This is a genomic window from Demequina maris (assembly GCF_000971155.1).
Classification (GTDB): Bacteria; Actinomycetota; Actinomycetes; order Actinomycetales; family Demequinaceae; genus Demequina; species Demequina maris.
In genome coordinates, this window is the sequence record NZ_BBLX01000003.1 from 81,004 (window position 1) to 97,397 (window position 16,394).

Here is a 16,394-nt window from a genome sequence, read left to right on the forward strand (position 1 = left end):
TTCCTGAACGACCTCCCGGCCGGCGCCCTGCCCCAGAAACGGGAAAAGGCCCCTGCCCGAACACGAGCAGAGGCCACCGCAGCAACGACGGCCCGTCATACGGCGGCCGCCGGAACCGAGACCCTGGTCCTCGCGGTCCTAGGGTGGGAGGTGGACTCCACTTGCGTGTTGCGACACCTGCCGCAACCGGTCGATGGACAAGAATAGCAAGCATGAGCAGCAATGACCAGGCAGCAGGTCCCGGTCCCTCCGGATCGGACGGACCAGAGGCCCACGATGAGACCACCGGAGCGCCTATGACGGGCGTGCCCGGGGACGATGCGGGGGTCGCCGACGCGGCCCGCGACATCGCCGAGGTGGGCGCCGTGGAACTTATCACCACGGTAAGCGTTCATCTCCTGAGTGCCGCCGCGCTTCGGTGCGGTCTGGCGGAGGAAGGCGAGGACCTCAAGGACCTCGACGAGGCGCGGACGATCATCAACGCGCTTGCGGGACTCGTCACCGCCGCCGCCCCGGATCTCGGTGACACCCACGCGCGCGTCCTGCGGGACGGGTTGCGAAGCGTACAGTTGGCATTCCGGGAGGCCTCGGTGGTCCCGGACAGGCCCGGAGACGGGCCCGGCGAGAAGTACACGGGGGCGGTCACGTAGTGACGACTGGGGAGGACAGCCGTCGAGACGGCGCGAGGGGTGACCTCGTGATCTCGGCGAGCCCTCCCGAGGGTGTCAACCGCCCTCGCGTCCCGTTCCTCCCCGTCACGCAGCCCGATCCGGCCGCTGGCGAGCCCGCGGAGCCCACCGACCACGTCGACACCGACGAGATCCCTGTCGCCGGCGGCGAGAGCGCCGGCGAGCGCGCGGCAACGCCCGAGCCCGCCGCGCCGCCCTCCTCCTCGCCCACCTCGTCCCCGACCATCGACGAGGCCCATCGCTACGGCGAGGACGACGACGCCGACCCCGTCGTGCCCGACGACCCCGAGGACGAGGCGGCCGCCGCGGAGACCGCGTACGCGCATCGTCCCCGCCCGGTCGGCCTGGTGGTGACGATCGCGATGCTCACCGTCCTCCTGCTCGCGGCCTCGGCGCTCATCGCGTACCTGTGGCGCGTGTCCGAGGCGTGGGAGGAGCGCGTGGTCGAGATGACCGCGTACAGCTACGGCCTGGGCGAGGACCTCGCCTCCGAGCGGGACACCCTGACCACCACGCAAGAGCAGCTGGACCTCGTGTCGCAGCAGCTGTCCGCCTCGAAGGACACCGTGAGCCGCCTGCAGGCCGAGAACGCCCAGTGGGGCGACGACGCCGCGTACGCGCAGGAGCAGATCGCGGGCCTGCAGGAGATCATCACGGACGCGACGTCGGTCGCGAACTCGCTGAGCCGCTGCATCCAGGGCCACGAGCAGCTCGCCGAGTACCTCGCGAACCCCGACGACCTCAAGCCCAAGGAGCTGCGCAGCTTCGAGGCGAGCGTCGACGAGCTGTGCCAGGCGGCCGCCGACGCCAACCTCACGTTCCAGCAGTCGGTGGCCCCGTGATCCGCACCCGAGTCGCGGCCCTCACCCTCGCGGCCCTGGCGCTGACCGGCTGCGCGGCCCTGCCGCAGGCCCCCGGCGCGATGCCCGACGACTTCGTCCCCGAGCCCTCGGCGTCGCCGGGCGAGGTCGCGGTCGCCCTCTCCCCCGACGGCTTCTCCGCCGCGCAGCGCATGACGGTGCGCGTGCGGAACGTCGGCTGCGGGTTCATCGCCACCGGCACCGGCTTCGCGCTCAACGACCACACGCTGGTGACCAACCGCCACGTGGTCGCCGACGCCAAGCGCATCACCCTCACCACCTACGACGGCCGCTCGATCGCCGCGACCGCCGCCGCGACCACCACCATCGCCGACATCGCGATCATCACCACCGAGGAGTCGCTCGGCTCGTCGTACGCGGTGCGGGCCGACGAGGACCCCGCCGAGGGCGACGTCATCACGGTGGTCGGCTACCCGAACGGCGGGCGCCTCACCACGTCCGCGGGCGTGGTGCTCGGACCGACCACGGACCCGCTGGGCGGCGCCGTCGGCACCGTGCTCGCGACGAGCGCGAAGGTCGAGCAGGGCTCCTCGGGCTCGCCCGTGCTCGACGAGGCCGGCACCGTGGTCGGCGTCATCTACGCGAAGAACTACTCGAACCAGAGCTTCATCGTGCCCATCTCGACCCTCAACACGCTGCTCGACGAGGCCTCGCTGTTCGTGCCCGAGTCGACCTGCACGTCGTCCAGCGTGGGGTCGACGTGACCGAGGACGACCCGCGCGGCCCGAACGGCCCGCAGCCGGAGCCTGTTCCTGCGCCGGAGGCGGCGCAAGATTCCGCGCCCGCGCCCGTCCCCGCGCAGGATTCCGCGCCCGTCCCCGAGCCCACCCCCGCTCCGGCGCCCGCCCGCCGGCGGGGCCTCGCGATCGCCCTCGGGCTCAGCCTCGTCGCCGTGGTCGCGCTCGCCGTCCCCCTCGCGATGCTCGCAACGGCGCGCTCGACGTGGGAGGGCCAGAACGACGAGCTGCGCGCCCATGTGGAGTCGCTCACCGACGAGGTCTCCGCTCAGAACGCGCGCATCGCCGAGCTCGAGCAGACCGAGGCGCAGCTGGCGACCCTCAAGGAGGAGTACTCCTCCGCCGTGAACCAGGGCGCGCAGGGCACCGAGCTCGTCGAGGAGCTCGAGGACATCGCCGACGCGTACCAGAAGTGCGTGGAGGCGCAGCAGGAGCACTTCGACGTGCTGCGCAACTCCGAGCTGTACGTGCGGTCGAGCATCGACGACTCCGAGCAGTCGATCGTCGCGTTCTGCGACGAGGTGACGGCGGCGTACCAGGACTTCCGGGAGAAGCATGGGTGAGCGGCGCCGCCTCGGCGTCGTCGCCCTGGCGCTCGCCTGCGCCACGGCCGTCTCGGCCTGCGTCCCCCTCGCTCCCCCGCCCTACGCGACCCCCAGCCCGGTGCTGGCCACCGCCGCCGCATCGTCCGACGACGGCTTCACCCACGCCGAGCGCATCGCGCTGCGCGTGTGGGCGATCAGCTGCGACGCGTACCGCAACGGCACCGCGTGGATGCTCGACGAGACCCACGCCGTCACCAATCGCCACGTGGTCAGGGACACCACCCACATCGAGCTCACCGACTACCAGGGGCGCGAGTACCGGGTGGTGTCCGCCGAGTACTCGCGCGACGACGACCTCGCGCTCGTCACCATCGACGGCACCTTCCCCGAGGCCGGCACGCTCGCCTCCGACGAGCCCGCGCTCGGCGACGACCTGACCGTGAGCGGCTACGCGCTCGGCGGGCCGCTCGCCTCCGTGACCGGGCCGTACGTCGACCTGCGCGTCAACGACCTCGACCCCACCGGCGCCGAGATCTACTACCTCCGGCTGCTCGCGCGCGAGGGCAACTCCGGCTCGCCGGTGACCGACGCGGCCGGCGACGTGGTGGGCGTCGTCTTCTCGTCGGACGGCGAGAGGTACGCGGGCGCGGTCACGCTCCCGCGGCTCGAGGCCTTCCTCGCGGACGATGCGAAGCGCACCGAGGTCGACGCGTCCTGCTGATCGCCGGGCCGGGTGGGCCTACGCCTGCGCGAGCCGCAGCTCGACGGAGTCGACGCGCTGCGCGACCACGTTGGAGCGCGCGAGCTCGTGCTGCACGCGCTCGACCACCGCGTTCACCTCGGGCTGCGTGAGGCCCGCGACCAGCCGCAGGACGATCGCGACCTCCGCTCCGCGGCCCACGACGGCGTCGACGCCCTTGAGCGCATCGTCCAACGCGACGGCCTCGGCGACGGCGGCGCGGATGTCCTCGGCCACCTGGCCGTCGACGACGGCGGGGCGCCAGGGCTCGCCCTGGCCGAGCGCCCACACCGCGGGGCGCGGGATGAGCACCGTCTCCATGCCGGGGTTGAGCACCAGCGCGCTCCAGCCCTCGGCGACCGCGGCGAGCGCCGCACGCGGGCCCTCCGCGGGGATGGGACGGGCACGCTCGTTCCACGCCTTGACGGCGTCGACGTCGGTGAAGACCGGCAGCGCGGTGCGGCCGTCCGGCATCTCGACGGCGACGACGCCGGTCGAGGCGACCTCGTCCTGCTCGAGGCCGTGCTTGCCGATGACGCGCTTCTCCCCCGACGCCAGCACGGGGATGAGGACGCGCGCGTAGGCGAGCGCGTCGACCACGTCGGTGAGCGGCGTCTTGCCGTGAGAGAAGCGGATGAGGGCCTGGGCGAGGCGCGCGTCGGCGCTGCCGTCGTCGTCCGCGAAGATCGACTCCGGGATCTCCTTGCGGGGCTCGTCGTCGCTCATGGGTCCCAGCCTAGAGGCAGGCGTCGACCGTTCAGAGACCCGCGAGCGTGTCGAGATCGCCGACGACGCCGTCCGGCGTCGAGAGCAGCCCGGGCTCGCCCGCGACCCGTGCCCAGCGGCAACCGTACGCGTCGACGAGGATGCTCGTGAGGTCCTCGCCGTCGGCGAGCGTGAGCAGGTACGTGGGTCCGAGCTCGAGGGTGCAGGGCTGCAGGAGGTCGGCGGGCTCGAGCGCGTCGACCAGCTCCCGGACGCCGTCGAGATCCTCGATGGGCGCGGGCCCCTCGGAGAGCGTCCACTGGTCGCCCAGCGCGTAGACGCAGAGCCACGCGGAGTCGAAGGCGCCGATCCGGGGGGCCGCCTCCGCGGCCTCGACACCGCTCGCCTCGGGGGCGATCGTGTCGGGGCACGTCGGCATCACGGTCGCACCGCCGGACGAGCCGCCGCCCGCGTCATCGGCCGCGCTGCACCCGGCCAGCACCGCGATCGCCATCGCCGCCACGACCATCCCCCGCCCGCGCATCGTCGCCCCTCTCGATACGTCCACCGTATCGAGGGGCGGGCCGCTCGGTGCGGCGGGCGCTACGGGCGACCGGCGACGTCGAGCGCCTGCGGGAGCGTGAAGTTGCCGTTGTAGAGCGCCTTGCCCACGATCGCGCCCTCGATGCCGGCGCCCGTGAGGGTGCGCAGCGCGGCGATGTCGTCGAGCGAGCTGATGCCGCCGCTCGCGACCACGGGCGCGTCGGTGGCCTCGCACACCTGCTGGAGGAGCTCGAGGTTCGGGCCCGACAGCATGCCGTCCTTCTTCACGTCGGTGACGACGTAGCGGGCGCAGCCGGCGGCGTCGAGGCGCGCGAGCACCTCCCACAGGTCGCCGCCCTCGCGGGTCCAGCCGCGGCCGGCCAGCGTGGTGCCGCGCACGTCGAGGCCCACCGCGATGCGGTCGCCGTACGTGTCGATCGCGCGGGCCGTCCACTCGGGGTTCTCGAGCGCGGCGGTGCCGAGGTTGACGCGCGCGCAGCCGGTCGCGAGGGCACGCTCAAGAGACTCGTCGTCGCGGATGCCGCCGCTCATCTCGACCTTGACGTCAACAGCCTTGACGACGCTCGCGAGCAGCTCGGCGTTGGAGCCGCGCCCGAAGGCCGCGTCGAGGTCCACCAGATGGATCCACTCCGCACCGCCGTTCACCCAGTCCTGCGCCGCGGACAGCGGGTCGCCGTAGCTGGTCTCGGAGCCGGCCTCGCCCTGCGTGAGACGGACGGCCTGGCCGTCCGCGACGTCGACGGCGGGCAGGAGCTCGAGGCGGGGGGTCTCGGTCATGGTCTCGCTTTCGTGGGACAACCTTGTGATGGAGGCCGATGCGGCGCATCCCAGGCTACCGGTACACGAGGAAGGACCGGTGCCGCGGGACGCGACGTGGGGCTCCGGTCAGTCGAGGAGCTCCCTCAACGGTGTCCAGCCGACCGGGAGAGGTCCGCGGATGCCGGCGCGACGCCGGTCCTCATCGTCGGACCACCCCTGCCAGACCCCGTCGGCACCGCGGACTGCGCCACGCGCCACACGGAAGCCGACGTCCTCGAGCCGGACGTCGGGCGAGCTCCCCCGCCTCACGCCGACACGGCAGCTCCACGCGGCGTCGGCCCAGCCGCCGCCCTTGAGGGTGCGGTAGCCGCCGTAGCGCGCGGGATCCGCGTAGTCCCAGCACCACTCCCAGACGTTGCCGAGCATGTCGTGCAGCCCGAGCTCGTTGGGCGCCTTGAGGCCCACCGGTGCGGGCCCGTCGAGGGCGTCGTCCGCCGTCCAGGCGGTGTCGCTCAGGGGGCCGTACGTCGGGCCCTGCGTGCCCGCGCGGCACGCGTGCTCCCATTCGGCCTCCGTCGGGAGCCGGTAGCCGTCGGCGGTCGGGTCCCACCGCACCAGGGCCCGATCCGCCCGGTACGTAGGGAGCAGGCCGTGCGCGACGGAGGCCGCGTTGCAGCGTGCGACCGCGTCGTCCCACGCGACGCCCGTCGCGGGGAGATCGCCGACGGCGACCGGAAGCCTGCCGATCGCGTATGGCTCGAGGGCGACGGTCCGCACCGTGCCGCGTCGCGCGTCCCGCATCACGACGGTGCCGCCCGGCACGTCGACGAGGTCGACGTCCAGCGGCGCCATCGCGGTCACGCTAGAGCGTCTCGACCCAGTTGCGCAGCAGCTGGAGGCCGGCCTCGCCCGACTTCTCGGGGTGGAACTGCGTCGCCATGAGCGGGCCGTTCTCGACCGCGGCGACGAAGCGGTCCTCGTCACCCTCGTGCCCCGCGGTCGACCACGTCACCAGCGGCGCCGCGAAGCGGCCCGTGTCCTCGGTGGTGCCGAGCGGGAACTCGCGTGCGCCGTACGAGTGCACGAAGTAGAAACGCTCGTCCTCCACGCCCTTGAAGAGCGTGGAGGCCTCCGGCGCCTCGACGGTCGCCCAGCCCATGTTGGGCACCACGGAGGTCTGGAGCAGCTCGACCGTGCCGGGCCACTGGTCGAGGCCCTCGGACTCGGTGCCGTGCTCGACGCCGCGCTCGAACATCACCTGCATGCCGACGCAGATGCCCAGCACCGGGCGGCCGCCGGACAGGCGGCGCCCGACGATCTGGTCGCCGCGGGCCGACTTGAGGCCGTTCATGACGGCCTCGAAGGCGCCGACGCCGGGGACCACGAGGCCGTGCGCGTGCTCGGCGACCGTGCGGTCGCTGGTGAGCTCGACTCTGGCGCCCACGTGCTCGAGGGCGCGGGTGGCGGAGCGGACGTTGCCGAAGCCGTAGTCGAAGACGCAGACGAGGGGCTGGGTCATGCGCCGATGTCCTTCCGTAGCGCGTTCGCCTCCTTGATCAGCTCGCGGTAGGCCTTGATCCGGCCCAGGTGCGTGCTGTGGACCTTGTCCTCGTGGGTCTCGGCGATCTCGGCGAACGTGGAGGCGCGCGTGAGCAGCGAGGTCACCACGCCGGGCGAGTCCGCGAGCGCGAGCCCTGCGGGGACCTCGCGCTCCATCGCCCCGGCCTTCCACACCTGCACGCGGACGTTGCCCTCACGGCTCTCGGCGACGAGGAACTCCGGGCCCTTGATGAAGCCCGACACCGCCCGGGCGGCCTTCTCGACCGACGCCGGCTCCGCATCGTCCAGCACCGCGATGGGGCCACCGCTGGTCTCCAGGACGTGGCCGCGGATGCCGTTCACCGCGCACAGCGCGGTGAGGAAGCGGGGTCGCGGGATCGGCGTGAGGATGATCGCGACGTCGGTCACAGGGCTCCCTTGGTGGAGGGGATGCCGGTGACGCGCTCGTCCTTCGCGACCGCGAAGCGGAGCGCGCGGGCGAGTGCCTTGAACTGCGCCTCGACGATGTGGTGCGGGTCGCGGCCCGCGAGCACGCGCATGTGCACGCAGATGCCCGCGTGGTGCGCGATCGACTCGAGCGCGTGGCCCGTGAGGGAGCCCGCGAAGTTGCCGCCGATGAGGTGGGTGGCCTGGCCGACCGGCTCGCCCACGTGCACGAAGTACGGGCGCCCGGACACGTCGACGACGCACTGCGCGAGCGCCTCGTCCAGCGGCACCAGGGCGTCGCCGAAGCGCGAGATGCCGGCCTTGTCGCCGAGGGCCTGCTTGAGCGCCTCGCCGATGCAGATCGCGACGTCCTCGACCGTGTGGTGCGAGTCGATGTGCACGTCGCCCGTGGCGCGGACCGTGAGGTCCATGAGGGAGTGCTTGCCGAGCGCCGTGAGCATGTGGTCGTAGAACGGCACGCCGGTGCTGATCTCGGTGCGGCCCGACCCGTCGAGGTCCAGCTCGACCAGGACGGACGACTCGCTCGTGGTGCGCTCGATGCGACCGGTGCGGCTCATGCAGTGACCTCCAGCAGCGCGCTGCGGAACAGCGCCATCTCCTGCGGCGTGCCGATCGACACGCGCAGCCAACCCTCGGGGCCGGTGACGCGGATGAGGACCCCGCGCGCGAGCAGGCCCTGGAATACCCTCTCACGATCCTCGAACGGCCCGAACAGCGCGAAGTTCGCATCGGTGTCCGCGACCGTGTAGCCCTGGGCGCGCAGCCAGTCGACGGTCTCGTCGCGCTCGGCGCGGATCTCGTCGACCTGGGCCTGGAGCTCGCGGTGGTGCGCGAGCGCCGCGCAGGCCGTCGCCTGGGTGACGGCGCTGAGGTGGTACGGCAGGCGCACCACGCGCAGCACGTCGATGAACTCCTCGTGCGCGGCGAGGTAGCCGAGGCGGCCGCCCGCGAGCGCGAAGGCCTTCGACATGGTGCGGCTCACGGCGAGGTTCGGGTGGGCCGGCAGCAGCGACGCGGCGCTGGGGACGCCGCGGCGGCGGAACTCGGCGTAGGCCTCGTCCACCACGACGACGCAGCCGCCTTCCACCTCGTTCGCCGCCGCGAGCAGCGCCTCGACCTGGTCGAGGGGCAGCGCGGTGCCGGTCGGGTTGTTGGGGCTCGCGACGATCACCATCGCGGGCGACGTCTCGGCGATCGCGGCCACCGCGGCGTCGATGTCGAGCGTGAAGTCGTCGCTGCGCGGGAAGGTGACGTACTCGGTGAGGGTGTCGCGCGCGTACTCCGGGTACATCGAGTACGTGGGCGCGAAGCTCAGCACCGTGCGGCCCGGGCCGCCGAAGGCCTGGTGCAGGTGGAGCATGACCTCGTTGGAGCCGTTCGCGGCCCAGATGTTGCGCGCCTCGAGGAAGTCGACGTGGCTCTCGGCCGCGAGGTACGCGGCGAGGTCCTGACGGAGCGAGAGGAAGTCGCGGTCCGGGTAGCGGTTGAGGCCCTCGGCCGCCTTGCGGACGGCGGTCGCGATGGCGTCGACGACCGAGTTCGGCGGCGCGTACGGGTTCTCGTTGACGTTGAGGCGCGCGGTGACCTCGAGCTGCGGCGCACCGTACGGCTCGAGCCCGACCAGGTCGGGGCGGATCGGCAGGGTCATGGGGCGATTCTAGTGAGCGTCGGCGCGGCGGCCGATCGCCGCATCGTCCCTGCGCACGGCGCCCTCGCGCGGGCCCGCGCGGGCGTCCCTAGATCTGCCCCGCGAACGTCAGCACCAGCAGCGCCCCGTTGAGCGCGACGATGAGCCCCACCACCGTCCACGCGACCACCTGCGTGGTGCGCGAGTTGACGTGCTCCCCCATGAGCGCGCGGTCGGACGTCAGGCGCACGAGCGGGATCACCGCGAACGGGATGCCGAGGCTCAGCACCACCTGCGAGATCACGAGCGCCCACGTGGGGTTCGCGCCCGCACCCAGCAGCACGAGCGCCGGGATCAGCGTGATCGAGCGGCGCAGCCACACGGGGATGTGGCGGTGCAGCAGGCCGCCCATGATCGCGGAGCCCGCGTAGCAGCCGACCGACGTGGACGCGAGGCCCGAGGCCAGCAGGCCCACCGCGAAGGCGCCCGCGATGATCGGGCCGAGCGCGGACTCGATGGCGGCGTGGGCGCCCTCGATCGAGTCGGTGCCGGAGACGCCGCGGAGGCTGCCGGCGGCGAGCAGCAGCATCGCGATGTTGACCGAGCCCGCGATGATGAGCGACGCCGCCACGTCCCACTTGCTCGCGTGGAGCAGGCGGCGCAGGCGCGGCTTGTCGTGGCCCACGCCATGGCGGTCGCGCGACAGCGAGCTGTGGAGGTAGATCACGTGCGGCATCACCGTCGCGCCGAGCATCGACGCGGCGAGCAGCACGGTGCCGGGGCCCTCGAAGCGGGGCACGAGGCCCGCGGCGGCGCCGCCCCAGTCGGTGTCGGACACCACGAGGCCCGCCATGAAGCCGATCGCGATGATCGCGAGCAGGAACATGATGACGAGCTCGAACTGACGCTGGCCGTGGCGCGACTGGACCGCGAGCAGCGCGAGCGAGACCAGGCCGACGATGAGGCCGCCGATCACCAGCGGCAGGTCGAAGAGCAGGTAGAGCGCGAGCGCGCCGCCGATCACCTCGGCGAGGTCCGTCATCGCGGCGACGATCTCCGCCTGGCCCCAGTAGGCGAGCCGGCCGCGGCGGCCCAGGCGGCCGCGCAGCAGCTCGGGCATCGAGTGCCCGGTCACGAGGCCGAGCTTCGCGGACGTGTACTGGATCAGCACCGCCATGAGGTTCGACACGACGAGCACCCACACGAGCAGGTAGCCGTACTCGGCGCCCGCGGTGAGGTTGGCGGCGACGTTGCCGGGGTCGACGTAGGCGACGGCCGCGACGAACGCCGGGCCGATCAGGGTGACGATGCGCCGGATCGGGCCGTGCGTGCGCTCCGCGCGCTCCCGGTTGCGCTCCACCAGCGTGCTCGACACCCGTCGGTCCCCTCTCGTGCGGTCGTCCGGCGCGGGGCCGGTCGAACGGTCGGTCGGCCCGGTGTCCCGGGACGGCGCGCGGGCCCGTCCGGGCGCCGTCGCACGAAAGTTAGGCTAGCCGAACTTCCGCGGTGCGCGAGCCGCAGGAGTGCGCGTGGCGCCGATGCGCGGCATCGATCGCGCGGATACCTGGGCTGGCGTCGTGGCGTGGAGGGCGGCCCGGCCCGGTGTCGGTGGCGGGCCCTACCATCGTGGCCATGGTTCCCGAGGCTGTTCCCGTGACCGAGGCATCGTCCGCGACCGCCGCATCGTCCCTGCGCGAGGACGCCGAGGCCGCGCTGCGGCGCCTCGTCGGACGGGACGACGTCGCGCTGCGCGACGACCAGTGGACGGCCATCAACGCCCTGGTGTCGCGGCAGGAGCGCGCGCTCGTGGTGCAGCGCACGGGGTGGGGCAAGTCGGCCGTGTACTTCGTCGCCACGCGGCTGCTGCGCGACCGCTGCGCCGGCCCCACCGTGATCGTCTCGCCGCTGCTCGCGCTCATGCGCGACCAGATCGCCGCGGCGGCACGGGCCGGCATCCGGGCGGCGACCGTGAACTCGGCGAACGTGACGGAGTGGGAGGACGTGCACGCCGCGATCGCGCGCGGCGAGATCGACGTGCTGCTGTGCTCGCCCGAGCGGCTCAACAACCCGGCCTTCCGCGACGAGGTGCTGCCAAGGCTCGCAGCCGACGCGGGGCTCGTGGTCATCGACGAGGCGCACTGCATCTCCGACTGGGGCCACGACTTCCGCCCCGACTACCGGCGCATCCGGACCCTGCTCGCGGACCTGCCCGCCGGGATCCCGGTGCTCGCGACCACCGCGACCGCCAATGCGCGCGTGACGGCGGACGTCGCGGAGCAGCTGGGGGTGACCGGCTCGGAGGTGGCGACGGAGGTGCTGGTGCTGCGCGGTCCGCTCGATCGGGAGTCGCTCCATCTCGCGGTGCTCGACCTGCCGGACCCGGCGGCGCGCGTGGCGTGGCTGGCGCAGTCGCTCGGCTCGATCGAGGGCTCGGGGATCGTCTACTGCCTCACCGTGTCCGCGGCGGAGGAGGTCGCGTCGCAGCTCCGCGCGGCGGGGCTCGAGGTCGCGGCCTACACGGGCCAGACCGATCCCGCGGAGCGCGAGCGGCTCGAGGGCGAGCTCAAGGACAACCGGGTGAAGGCGCTGGTCGCCACGTCGGCGCTGGGGATGGGTTTCGACAAGCCCGACCTCGCGTTCGTGGTGCACCTGGGCGCGCCGTCGTCGCCCATCGCGTACTACCAGCAGGTGGGGCGCGCCGGCCGCGGCGTCGCGCGCGCCGTGGTCGTGCTGCTGCCGGGCAAGGAGGACCGCGCGATCTGGGAATGGTTCGGCTCACAGGCCTTCCCGCCGGAGGACACGGTGCGTGCGACGCTCGCGGCGCTCTCCCCCGACGCCGCGACCTCGATCCCCGCGCTCGAGGCGCGCGTGGACCTGCGCCGGTCACGGCTCGAGGCGATGCTCAAGGTGCTCGACGTCGACGGCGCGGTCCGCCGCGTGCAGGGCGGCTGGATCGCGACGGGCGCGCCATGGGAGTACGACGCGGAGCGCTACGCGCGGGTCGCGGCGGCGCGGCGGTCCGAGGAGGCCACGATGCTCGCCTACGAGCGGCTCGAGCCGGGCGCGGCGGGGTCGTGCCGCATGGCGTTCCTGCGCGGAGTGCTGGACGACCCGGAGCTCGAGGACGGCTGGACGTGCGGACGATGCGACGCGTGCGGCGGGGTGTCGCTGCCCGAGGCGCCCTCGGCCGAGGCGGTCGAGGCGGCGCAGGCGGGGCTCGACCGCGTGGGCGTCGAGGTGGTCGCGCGCCGGCAGTGGCCCACGGGGCTAGGCGCCCTGGGGCTGGACCTGCGCGGGCGCATCCCCGCCGACGAGCAGGCGGCGCCCGGGCGGGCCGTCGCCCGGCTCGACGGGCTCGGGTGGTCGGTGCAGCTGCGCGAGCTGCTCGAATCGCGGACCGAGAACGGGCTGCCCGTCGACGGCGAGACGCCCGTGCCGCTGCGGACCGCGGCCGTGCGCGTGCTGCGCGACTGGGAGGCGCTGTGGGTCGACGGCGGCTCCGCCACGGTGATCGACGGCGTGGTCGCGGTGCGGTCCGTGTCGCGGCCCGTGCTGGTCGACCACCTGGCGCGAGGGCTCGCGCGGTGGCTCGAGGTGCCGTTCGTGGGCTCCGTCGGGCCGGTGCCCGAGCGCGAGGCGCCGGAGCGGCACGACGTGAACTCGGCGATCCGGCTCGCGGGCGTGGTGCGGCGCCTCGGGCTGGAGGTCTCGCCCGATGCCGAGGCGGGCGCACGGCTCGCCGGCGGGCGGCTGCTCCTCGTCGACGACTCCACCGACTCCGGCTGGACCCTCACCGTCGCGTCACGCCTCCTGCTGCGGGCGGGCGCGGAGGCGGTGCACCCGTTCGTGCTCGGGGTGCGGTAGGCGCATCGTCCGGCGGTCGTGAGCGGGCGCGGCGGACGCGGTGGTGGGCGGGCGCGTCGGCGCCCGGACGCGCGGAGGGGGCGCCGCGTGTTCGACGCCCCCTCCGTGCGATGGCTCGCGGCTACGAGACGCGCGTGAGCTTCCCGCAGCCGAACGACGTGAGGTACTCGCCCTTGGCGACGGTGACCTCGACGGGGTCGCCCACCTCGTAGTACGCCTCCTGCGTCGCCACGTCCATGACGCCGAGCGGCGCGCTCTCGACGATGATGACGCACATCTCGAACGGCTCGCCAGCGAAGCTGAAGCCGGTGGCCGCGGGGCTGCGGTACGTGCCCGCCTTGATGTCGGTGCCGACCGCGTAGGTGCCGACCTTCGCGGTCACGGAGCTCTTGTTCGCGCCGGTGCCGTCGAAGCGGGTCCAGCCGCCGCAGTCCTCGGTGTAGAACCACTTGTCGGTCGACTTGATGGTGACGTAGGAGCGGCCGAGGCCGATGTTCGAGCCGTTGAGGGCGTCGGTGTCGTACGACTTGGCCGACAGGCGCTCCCAGTAGCAGATGCCCGTGCCGGTGCGGTAGTACGTGCCGGGCTTGATGTCCGTGCCGACGCGGTAGTAGCCGTCCTTCACCGCCACCTCGGGGCGCGCCTTGACCGTGACGGTCGCGGCGGACTTCTTGGTGACCGTGGCGAAGGCGGTCTTGCGGTACGTCACCTTGACGGCGATGCGCTTGCCCGCGTCGACGTTCTTGAGCGCGTACGTCGCCTTGGTGGCGCCCGCGATCGGGTTGCCGTTGCGCAGCCACTGGAAGGACTTCGCGACGGTCGACGGCTTGACCGTGCCCGTGCGGGCGGTGAGGGTCGAGCCGGCGCGGACCGTGCCGGTGATCGTCGGCGTGGGCGCCACGATGGTGCCCTTCGCGATCGCGGAGGTCGCGCCCGAGGTGCGGGACACGGTCGCGTAGCCGCTCTTGCGGCCGGTCACGGTGACCGCGATGCGGGCGCCGAGGTCCTTGGCCTTGAGCGCGTAGGTGCGGTTCGTGGCGCCGGAGATCGCGACGCCGTCGCGCTTCCACTCGTACGAGAACGACGCGGTGGGCGACCACGGCTTGACGTTCGCGGTGAGCGTCTTGCCGACGGCGCGGGTCCCGGAGATGGTCGGCGCGGCGGTGGTCGAGAACGCCTTCTTCACGGTCGCCGACGCCTTCGCGATCGACACCTGCGTGAGGTAGCCGGGCTGGCTGCGCACGACGCGCACCGAGAGCACGTGGCCGGCGTCGATGGACTTGACCGTGTACGTACGGGCGGTCGCGCCGGTGATGGCCTTGCCGTCGCGGCGCCACTGGACGGTGACGTCGCCGGTGGCCGGCAGGGCCGCCGTGAGCGTCCTGCCGACGACGAGCACGCCCGTGATCGAGGTCGTGAAGGCGTCGAGGACGCCGGCCGACACCGCGAACGGCTCCGACCAGGCGACGCCGTCGGGCGCATCGGTGAGGTGCGCGGTCACCTTGAGCTGGAGGGCGCCGTCGAGGTCGGCGGCGGCGATCGTGTAGCTGTCGCCGGTCCCGACCGGCGCATCGTCCACGAACCACTCGTAGTCGAAGGTCTCGGGCTCGGGCGTCCAGATGCCCGGCTGGGCGGTCACGGTCTCGCCCACGAGGTAGGCGCCGCCGATGCTCGGCTGCTCGGTGTTCTGCGGTGCGTCCGCGGCGCGGGCGGCGGCCGGGACGAGGAAGGTCAGGGCCGCCGCGAGCGCGAGGATGCTCGCGATCAGGCGTCCGGACGGGCGCGCGGGCGCGCCTGCAACAGTGGTCATGGGTCCCCCAGAGGAAAGCCGCCGACGGTGGCGGTGAGGTGATCATGACAGGTGCGGCGACCCGCGACGTACATCCGGTGACAAAACCGACACGGCGTGTCGCGAGGGCAGGTCGCAGGACAGTCCGTCGCGGGTGCGGGCGGGGGCCCTCCCCGCGCGATCAGCCCTCGAGGCGCGCCTGGATCGCGGCGCCGTGCGCCGGCAGGTCCTCCGCCTCCGCGAGCGCCACGACCTTCTCCCCCACCTGGGCGAGCGCGTCGGCGCTGTAGTCGATGAACGAGACCGCCTTGAGGAAGGCCGTGACGCCCAGGCCCGACGCGAACCGCGCCGTGCCGCCGGTGGGCAGCACGTGGTTCGAGCCCGCGAGGTAGTCGCCGAGCGGCACCGGCGAGTGCTCGCCGACGAAGATCGCGCCCGCGTTGCGGATGCGGCCGGCGACCTCCCGCGCGTCGACGGTGTGGATCTCGAGGTGCTCGGCCCCGTAGGCGTCCGCGACCGCGACCGACTGATCGATGCCCGAGGTCAGGATGACGGCGCTCTGGCGCCCCGTGAGCGCCTCCTTGGTGCGCGCGAGGTGCCTGGTGGCGTCCGTGAGCACGCCGAGCTCGCGCTCGACGGCCTCGGCCAGCTCGGGCGAGTCGGTGATGAGCACGGAGCCGGCCATGGGGTCGTGCTCGGCCTGGCTGAGCAGGTCGGCGGCGACGTAGCGCGCGTTGGCGGTGCGGTCCGCGATCACGGCAATCTCGGTGGGACCCGCCTCCGAGTCGATGCCGACCAGCCCGTTGACCGCGCGCTTGGCGGCGGCGACGTAGACGTTGCCCGGACCGGTGATGACGTCGACCGGGTCGCACAGACCCTCGACGCCGTGCGCGAGCATGGCGATCGCCTGGGCGCCGCCGACCGCGTACACCTCGGTCACCCCGAGCAGCGCGCACGCCGCGAGGATGGTCGGGTGCGGCAGCCCGTCGAAGGCGCGCTGCGGCGGGCTCGTCACCGCGATCGACGGCACGCCCGCCGCCTGCGCGGTGACGACGTTCATCACGACCGAGCTCGGGTACACGGCGAGGCCGCCCGGCACGTAGAGGCCCACGCGCCCGACGGGGATCCAGCGCTGGGACACGGTCGCGCCGGGCGCGAGCTCGACGTCGACCGGCGGCGGCACCGTGGCGCGGTGGAAGCGGCCCACGCGGTCGATGGCCTCCTCGAGGCCGTCGCGCACCGCGGGGTCGAGGGTCTCGAGGGCGTGGGTGATCGCGTCGGCGGGCACCCGGAGGTGCTCCGGGACGACGCGGTCGAAGCGCTCGCCGAGCTCGCGCAGCGCGTGCTCGCCGCGCACGCGGACGTCCTCGATGATGGGCTCGACGACCGCGAGCGCGTCGCCGACGTTGACGTCGGCGCGCGGCACGACGTCGAGCAGCTCGCGGGCGGAGAGGTCCTGGTCGCGCAGATCGATCCTGGAAAGCACGG

17 protein-coding genes are annotated in these 16,394 nt (G+C 73.3%); 6 read left to right on the forward strand and 11 right to left on the reverse strand.

The window, feature by feature from the left end; all coding sequences use genetic code 11:
* The first annotated feature begins 296 nt into the window (after positions 1-296).
* From AOM02_RS04360 to AOM02_RS04380, 5 genes are read left to right on the forward strand one after another with little or no spacing between them, the layout of a single operon-like run.
* Positions 297-650 carry a DUF1844 domain-containing protein gene (locus AOM02_RS04360; RefSeq protein WP_062297065.1) on the forward strand — a complete coding sequence of 118 codons (354 nt, stop codon included), beginning with the start codon at positions 297-299 and terminating at the stop codon, positions 648-650.
* Positions 651-697: 47 nt separating this feature from the next.
* A complete protein-coding gene (locus tag AOM02_RS04365; protein ID WP_062297067.1) occupies positions 698-1,531 on the forward strand; it encodes a hypothetical protein in 834 nt (277 codons plus the stop codon).
* Complete coding sequence (locus AOM02_RS04370; RefSeq protein ID WP_369344275.1) at positions 1,528-2,274, forward strand: S1 family peptidase; 747 nt, start codon at positions 1,528-1,530, stop codon at positions 2,272-2,274. Before AOM02_RS04365 ends, AOM02_RS04370 begins: the two co-directional genes overlap by 4 nt.
* The gene (locus tag AOM02_RS04375; RefSeq protein ID WP_062297069.1) at positions 2,271-2,870 is read left to right on the forward strand and encodes a coiled-coil domain-containing protein; all 600 of its coding nucleotides are present in this window, start codon (positions 2,271-2,273) and stop codon (positions 2,868-2,870) included. The genes AOM02_RS04370 and AOM02_RS04375 overlap by 4 nt, the downstream gene beginning before the upstream one ends.
* Positions 2,863-3,573 (forward strand): S1 family peptidase, encoded by a 711-nt coding sequence (locus tag AOM02_RS04380; RefSeq protein ID WP_062297070.1) that lies wholly within the window; start codon positions 2,863-2,865, stop codon positions 3,571-3,573. The genes AOM02_RS04375 and AOM02_RS04380 overlap by 8 nt, the downstream gene beginning before the upstream one ends.
* A gap of 18 nt (positions 3,574-3,591) precedes the next feature.
* Here AOM02_RS04380 and AOM02_RS04385 read toward each other — a convergent pair whose 3' ends face one another.
* The 9 genes from AOM02_RS04385 to AOM02_RS04425 all read right to left on the reverse strand — a co-directional run bounded on the left by AOM02_RS04385 (position 3,592) and on the right by AOM02_RS04425 (position 10,628).
* Positions 3,592-4,317, reverse strand: a complete 726-nt coding sequence (locus AOM02_RS04385; RefSeq protein ID WP_062297071.1) for an SseB family protein — start codon at positions 4,315-4,317, stop codon at positions 3,592-3,594.
* A gap of 31 nt (positions 4,318-4,348) precedes the next feature.
* Positions 4,349-4,840 (reverse strand): hypothetical protein, encoded by a 492-nt coding sequence (locus AOM02_RS04390; protein WP_156156081.1) that lies wholly within the window; start codon positions 4,838-4,840, stop codon positions 4,349-4,351.
* A gap of 59 nt (positions 4,841-4,899) precedes the next feature.
* A complete protein-coding gene (gene priA / locus AOM02_RS04395; protein WP_062297073.1) occupies positions 4,900-5,637 on the reverse strand; it encodes a bifunctional 1-(5-phosphoribosyl)-5-((5-phosphoribosylamino)methylideneamino)imidazole-4-carboxamide isomerase/phosphoribosylanthranilate isomerase PriA in 738 nt (245 codons plus the stop codon).
* A 108-nt stretch (positions 5,638-5,745) separates the two neighbouring features.
* Positions 5,746-6,471 (reverse strand): formylglycine-generating enzyme family protein, encoded by a 726-nt coding sequence (locus tag AOM02_RS04400; protein ID WP_062297564.1) that lies wholly within the window; start codon positions 6,469-6,471, stop codon positions 5,746-5,748.
* A gap of 10 nt (positions 6,472-6,481) precedes the next feature.
* Positions 6,482-7,138, reverse strand: coding sequence for an imidazole glycerol phosphate synthase subunit HisH (hisH, locus tag AOM02_RS04405; protein ID WP_062297074.1), 657 nt, complete (start codon positions 7,136-7,138; stop codon positions 6,482-6,484).
* A complete protein-coding gene (locus tag AOM02_RS04410) occupies positions 7,135-7,587 on the reverse strand; it encodes a hypothetical protein (protein ID WP_062297075.1) in 453 nt (150 codons plus the stop codon). Before AOM02_RS04410 ends, hisH begins: the two co-directional genes overlap by 4 nt.
* Complete coding sequence (gene hisB, locus AOM02_RS04415) at positions 7,584-8,183, reverse strand: imidazoleglycerol-phosphate dehydratase HisB (protein WP_062297077.1); 600 nt, start codon at positions 8,181-8,183, stop codon at positions 7,584-7,586. The genes AOM02_RS04410 and hisB overlap by 4 nt, the downstream gene beginning before the upstream one ends.
* Positions 8,180-9,274 carry a histidinol-phosphate transaminase gene (locus AOM02_RS04420; RefSeq protein ID WP_062297080.1) on the reverse strand — a complete coding sequence of 365 codons (1,095 nt, stop codon included), beginning with the start codon at positions 9,272-9,274 and terminating at the stop codon, positions 8,180-8,182. Before AOM02_RS04420 ends, hisB begins: the two co-directional genes overlap by 4 nt.
* Positions 9,275-9,362: 88 nt before the next feature.
* Positions 9,363-10,628 (reverse strand): Nramp family divalent metal transporter, encoded by a 1,266-nt coding sequence (locus AOM02_RS04425; protein ID WP_082104875.1) that lies wholly within the window; start codon positions 10,626-10,628, stop codon positions 9,363-9,365.
* Positions 10,629-10,885: 257 nt separating this feature from the next.
* On the opposite strand from AOM02_RS04425, the gene AOM02_RS04430 reads away from it, so the two are divergent.
* On the forward strand, positions 10,886-13,117 hold the full coding sequence (locus tag AOM02_RS04430) for a RecQ family ATP-dependent DNA helicase (protein ID WP_062297081.1): 2,232 nt from the start codon (positions 10,886-10,888) through the stop codon (positions 13,115-13,117).
* 121 nt (positions 13,118-13,238) lie between these two features.
* Here the strand turns inward: AOM02_RS04430 and AOM02_RS04435 are convergent, their stop codons facing one another.
* Positions 13,239-14,927: an Rv1352/Rv1906c domain-containing protein gene (locus tag AOM02_RS04435; protein WP_062297084.1), complete on the reverse strand. Its 1,689-nt coding sequence runs from the start codon at positions 14,925-14,927 to the stop codon at positions 13,239-13,241.
* Between the two features lie 160 nt (positions 14,928-15,087).
* Entirely contained in the window at positions 15,088-16,392 is a 1,305-nt protein-coding gene (hisD, locus tag AOM02_RS04440; protein WP_062297086.1) for a histidinol dehydrogenase, read from the reverse strand.
* Between the last annotated feature and the right edge of the window lie 2 nt (positions 16,393-16,394).

Coding starts and splice junctions, on each gene's coding strand:
- AOM02_RS04380 (WP_062297070.1), top strand. CDS start 2,863: ATGGGTGAGCGGCGCCGCCTCGGCGTCGTCGCCCTGGCGCTCGCCTGC.
- hisH (WP_062297074.1), bottom strand. CDS start 7,138: ATGACCCAGCCCCTCGTCTGCGTCTTCGACTACGGCTTCGGCAACGTC.
- AOM02_RS04400 (WP_062297564.1), bottom strand. CDS start 6,471: ATGGCGCCGCTGGACGTCGACCTCGTCGACGTGCCGGGCGGCACCGTC.
- priA (WP_062297073.1), bottom strand. CDS start 5,637: ATGACCGAGACCCCCCGCCTCGAGCTCCTGCCCGCCGTCGACGTCGCG.
- AOM02_RS04360 (WP_062297065.1), top strand. CDS start 297: ATGACGGGCGTGCCCGGGGACGATGCGGGGGTCGCCGACGCGGCCCGC.
- AOM02_RS04385 (WP_062297071.1), bottom strand. CDS start 4,317: ATGAGCGACGACGAGCCCCGCAAGGAGATCCCGGAGTCGATCTTCGCG.
- AOM02_RS04420 (WP_062297080.1), bottom strand. CDS start 9,274: ATGACCCTGCCGATCCGCCCCGACCTGGTCGGGCTCGAGCCGTACGGT.
- AOM02_RS04430 (WP_062297081.1), top strand. CDS start 10,886: ATGGTTCCCGAGGCTGTTCCCGTGACCGAGGCATCGTCCGCGACCGCC.
- AOM02_RS04390 (WP_156156081.1), bottom strand. CDS start 4,840: ATGCGCGGGCGGGGGATGGTCGTGGCGGCGATGGCGATCGCGGTGCTG.
- hisB (WP_062297077.1), bottom strand. CDS start 8,183: ATGAGCCGCACCGGTCGCATCGAGCGCACCACGAGCGAGTCGTCCGTC.
- AOM02_RS04435 (WP_062297084.1), bottom strand. CDS start 14,927: ATGACCACTGTTGCAGGCGCGCCCGCGCGCCCGTCCGGACGCCTGATC.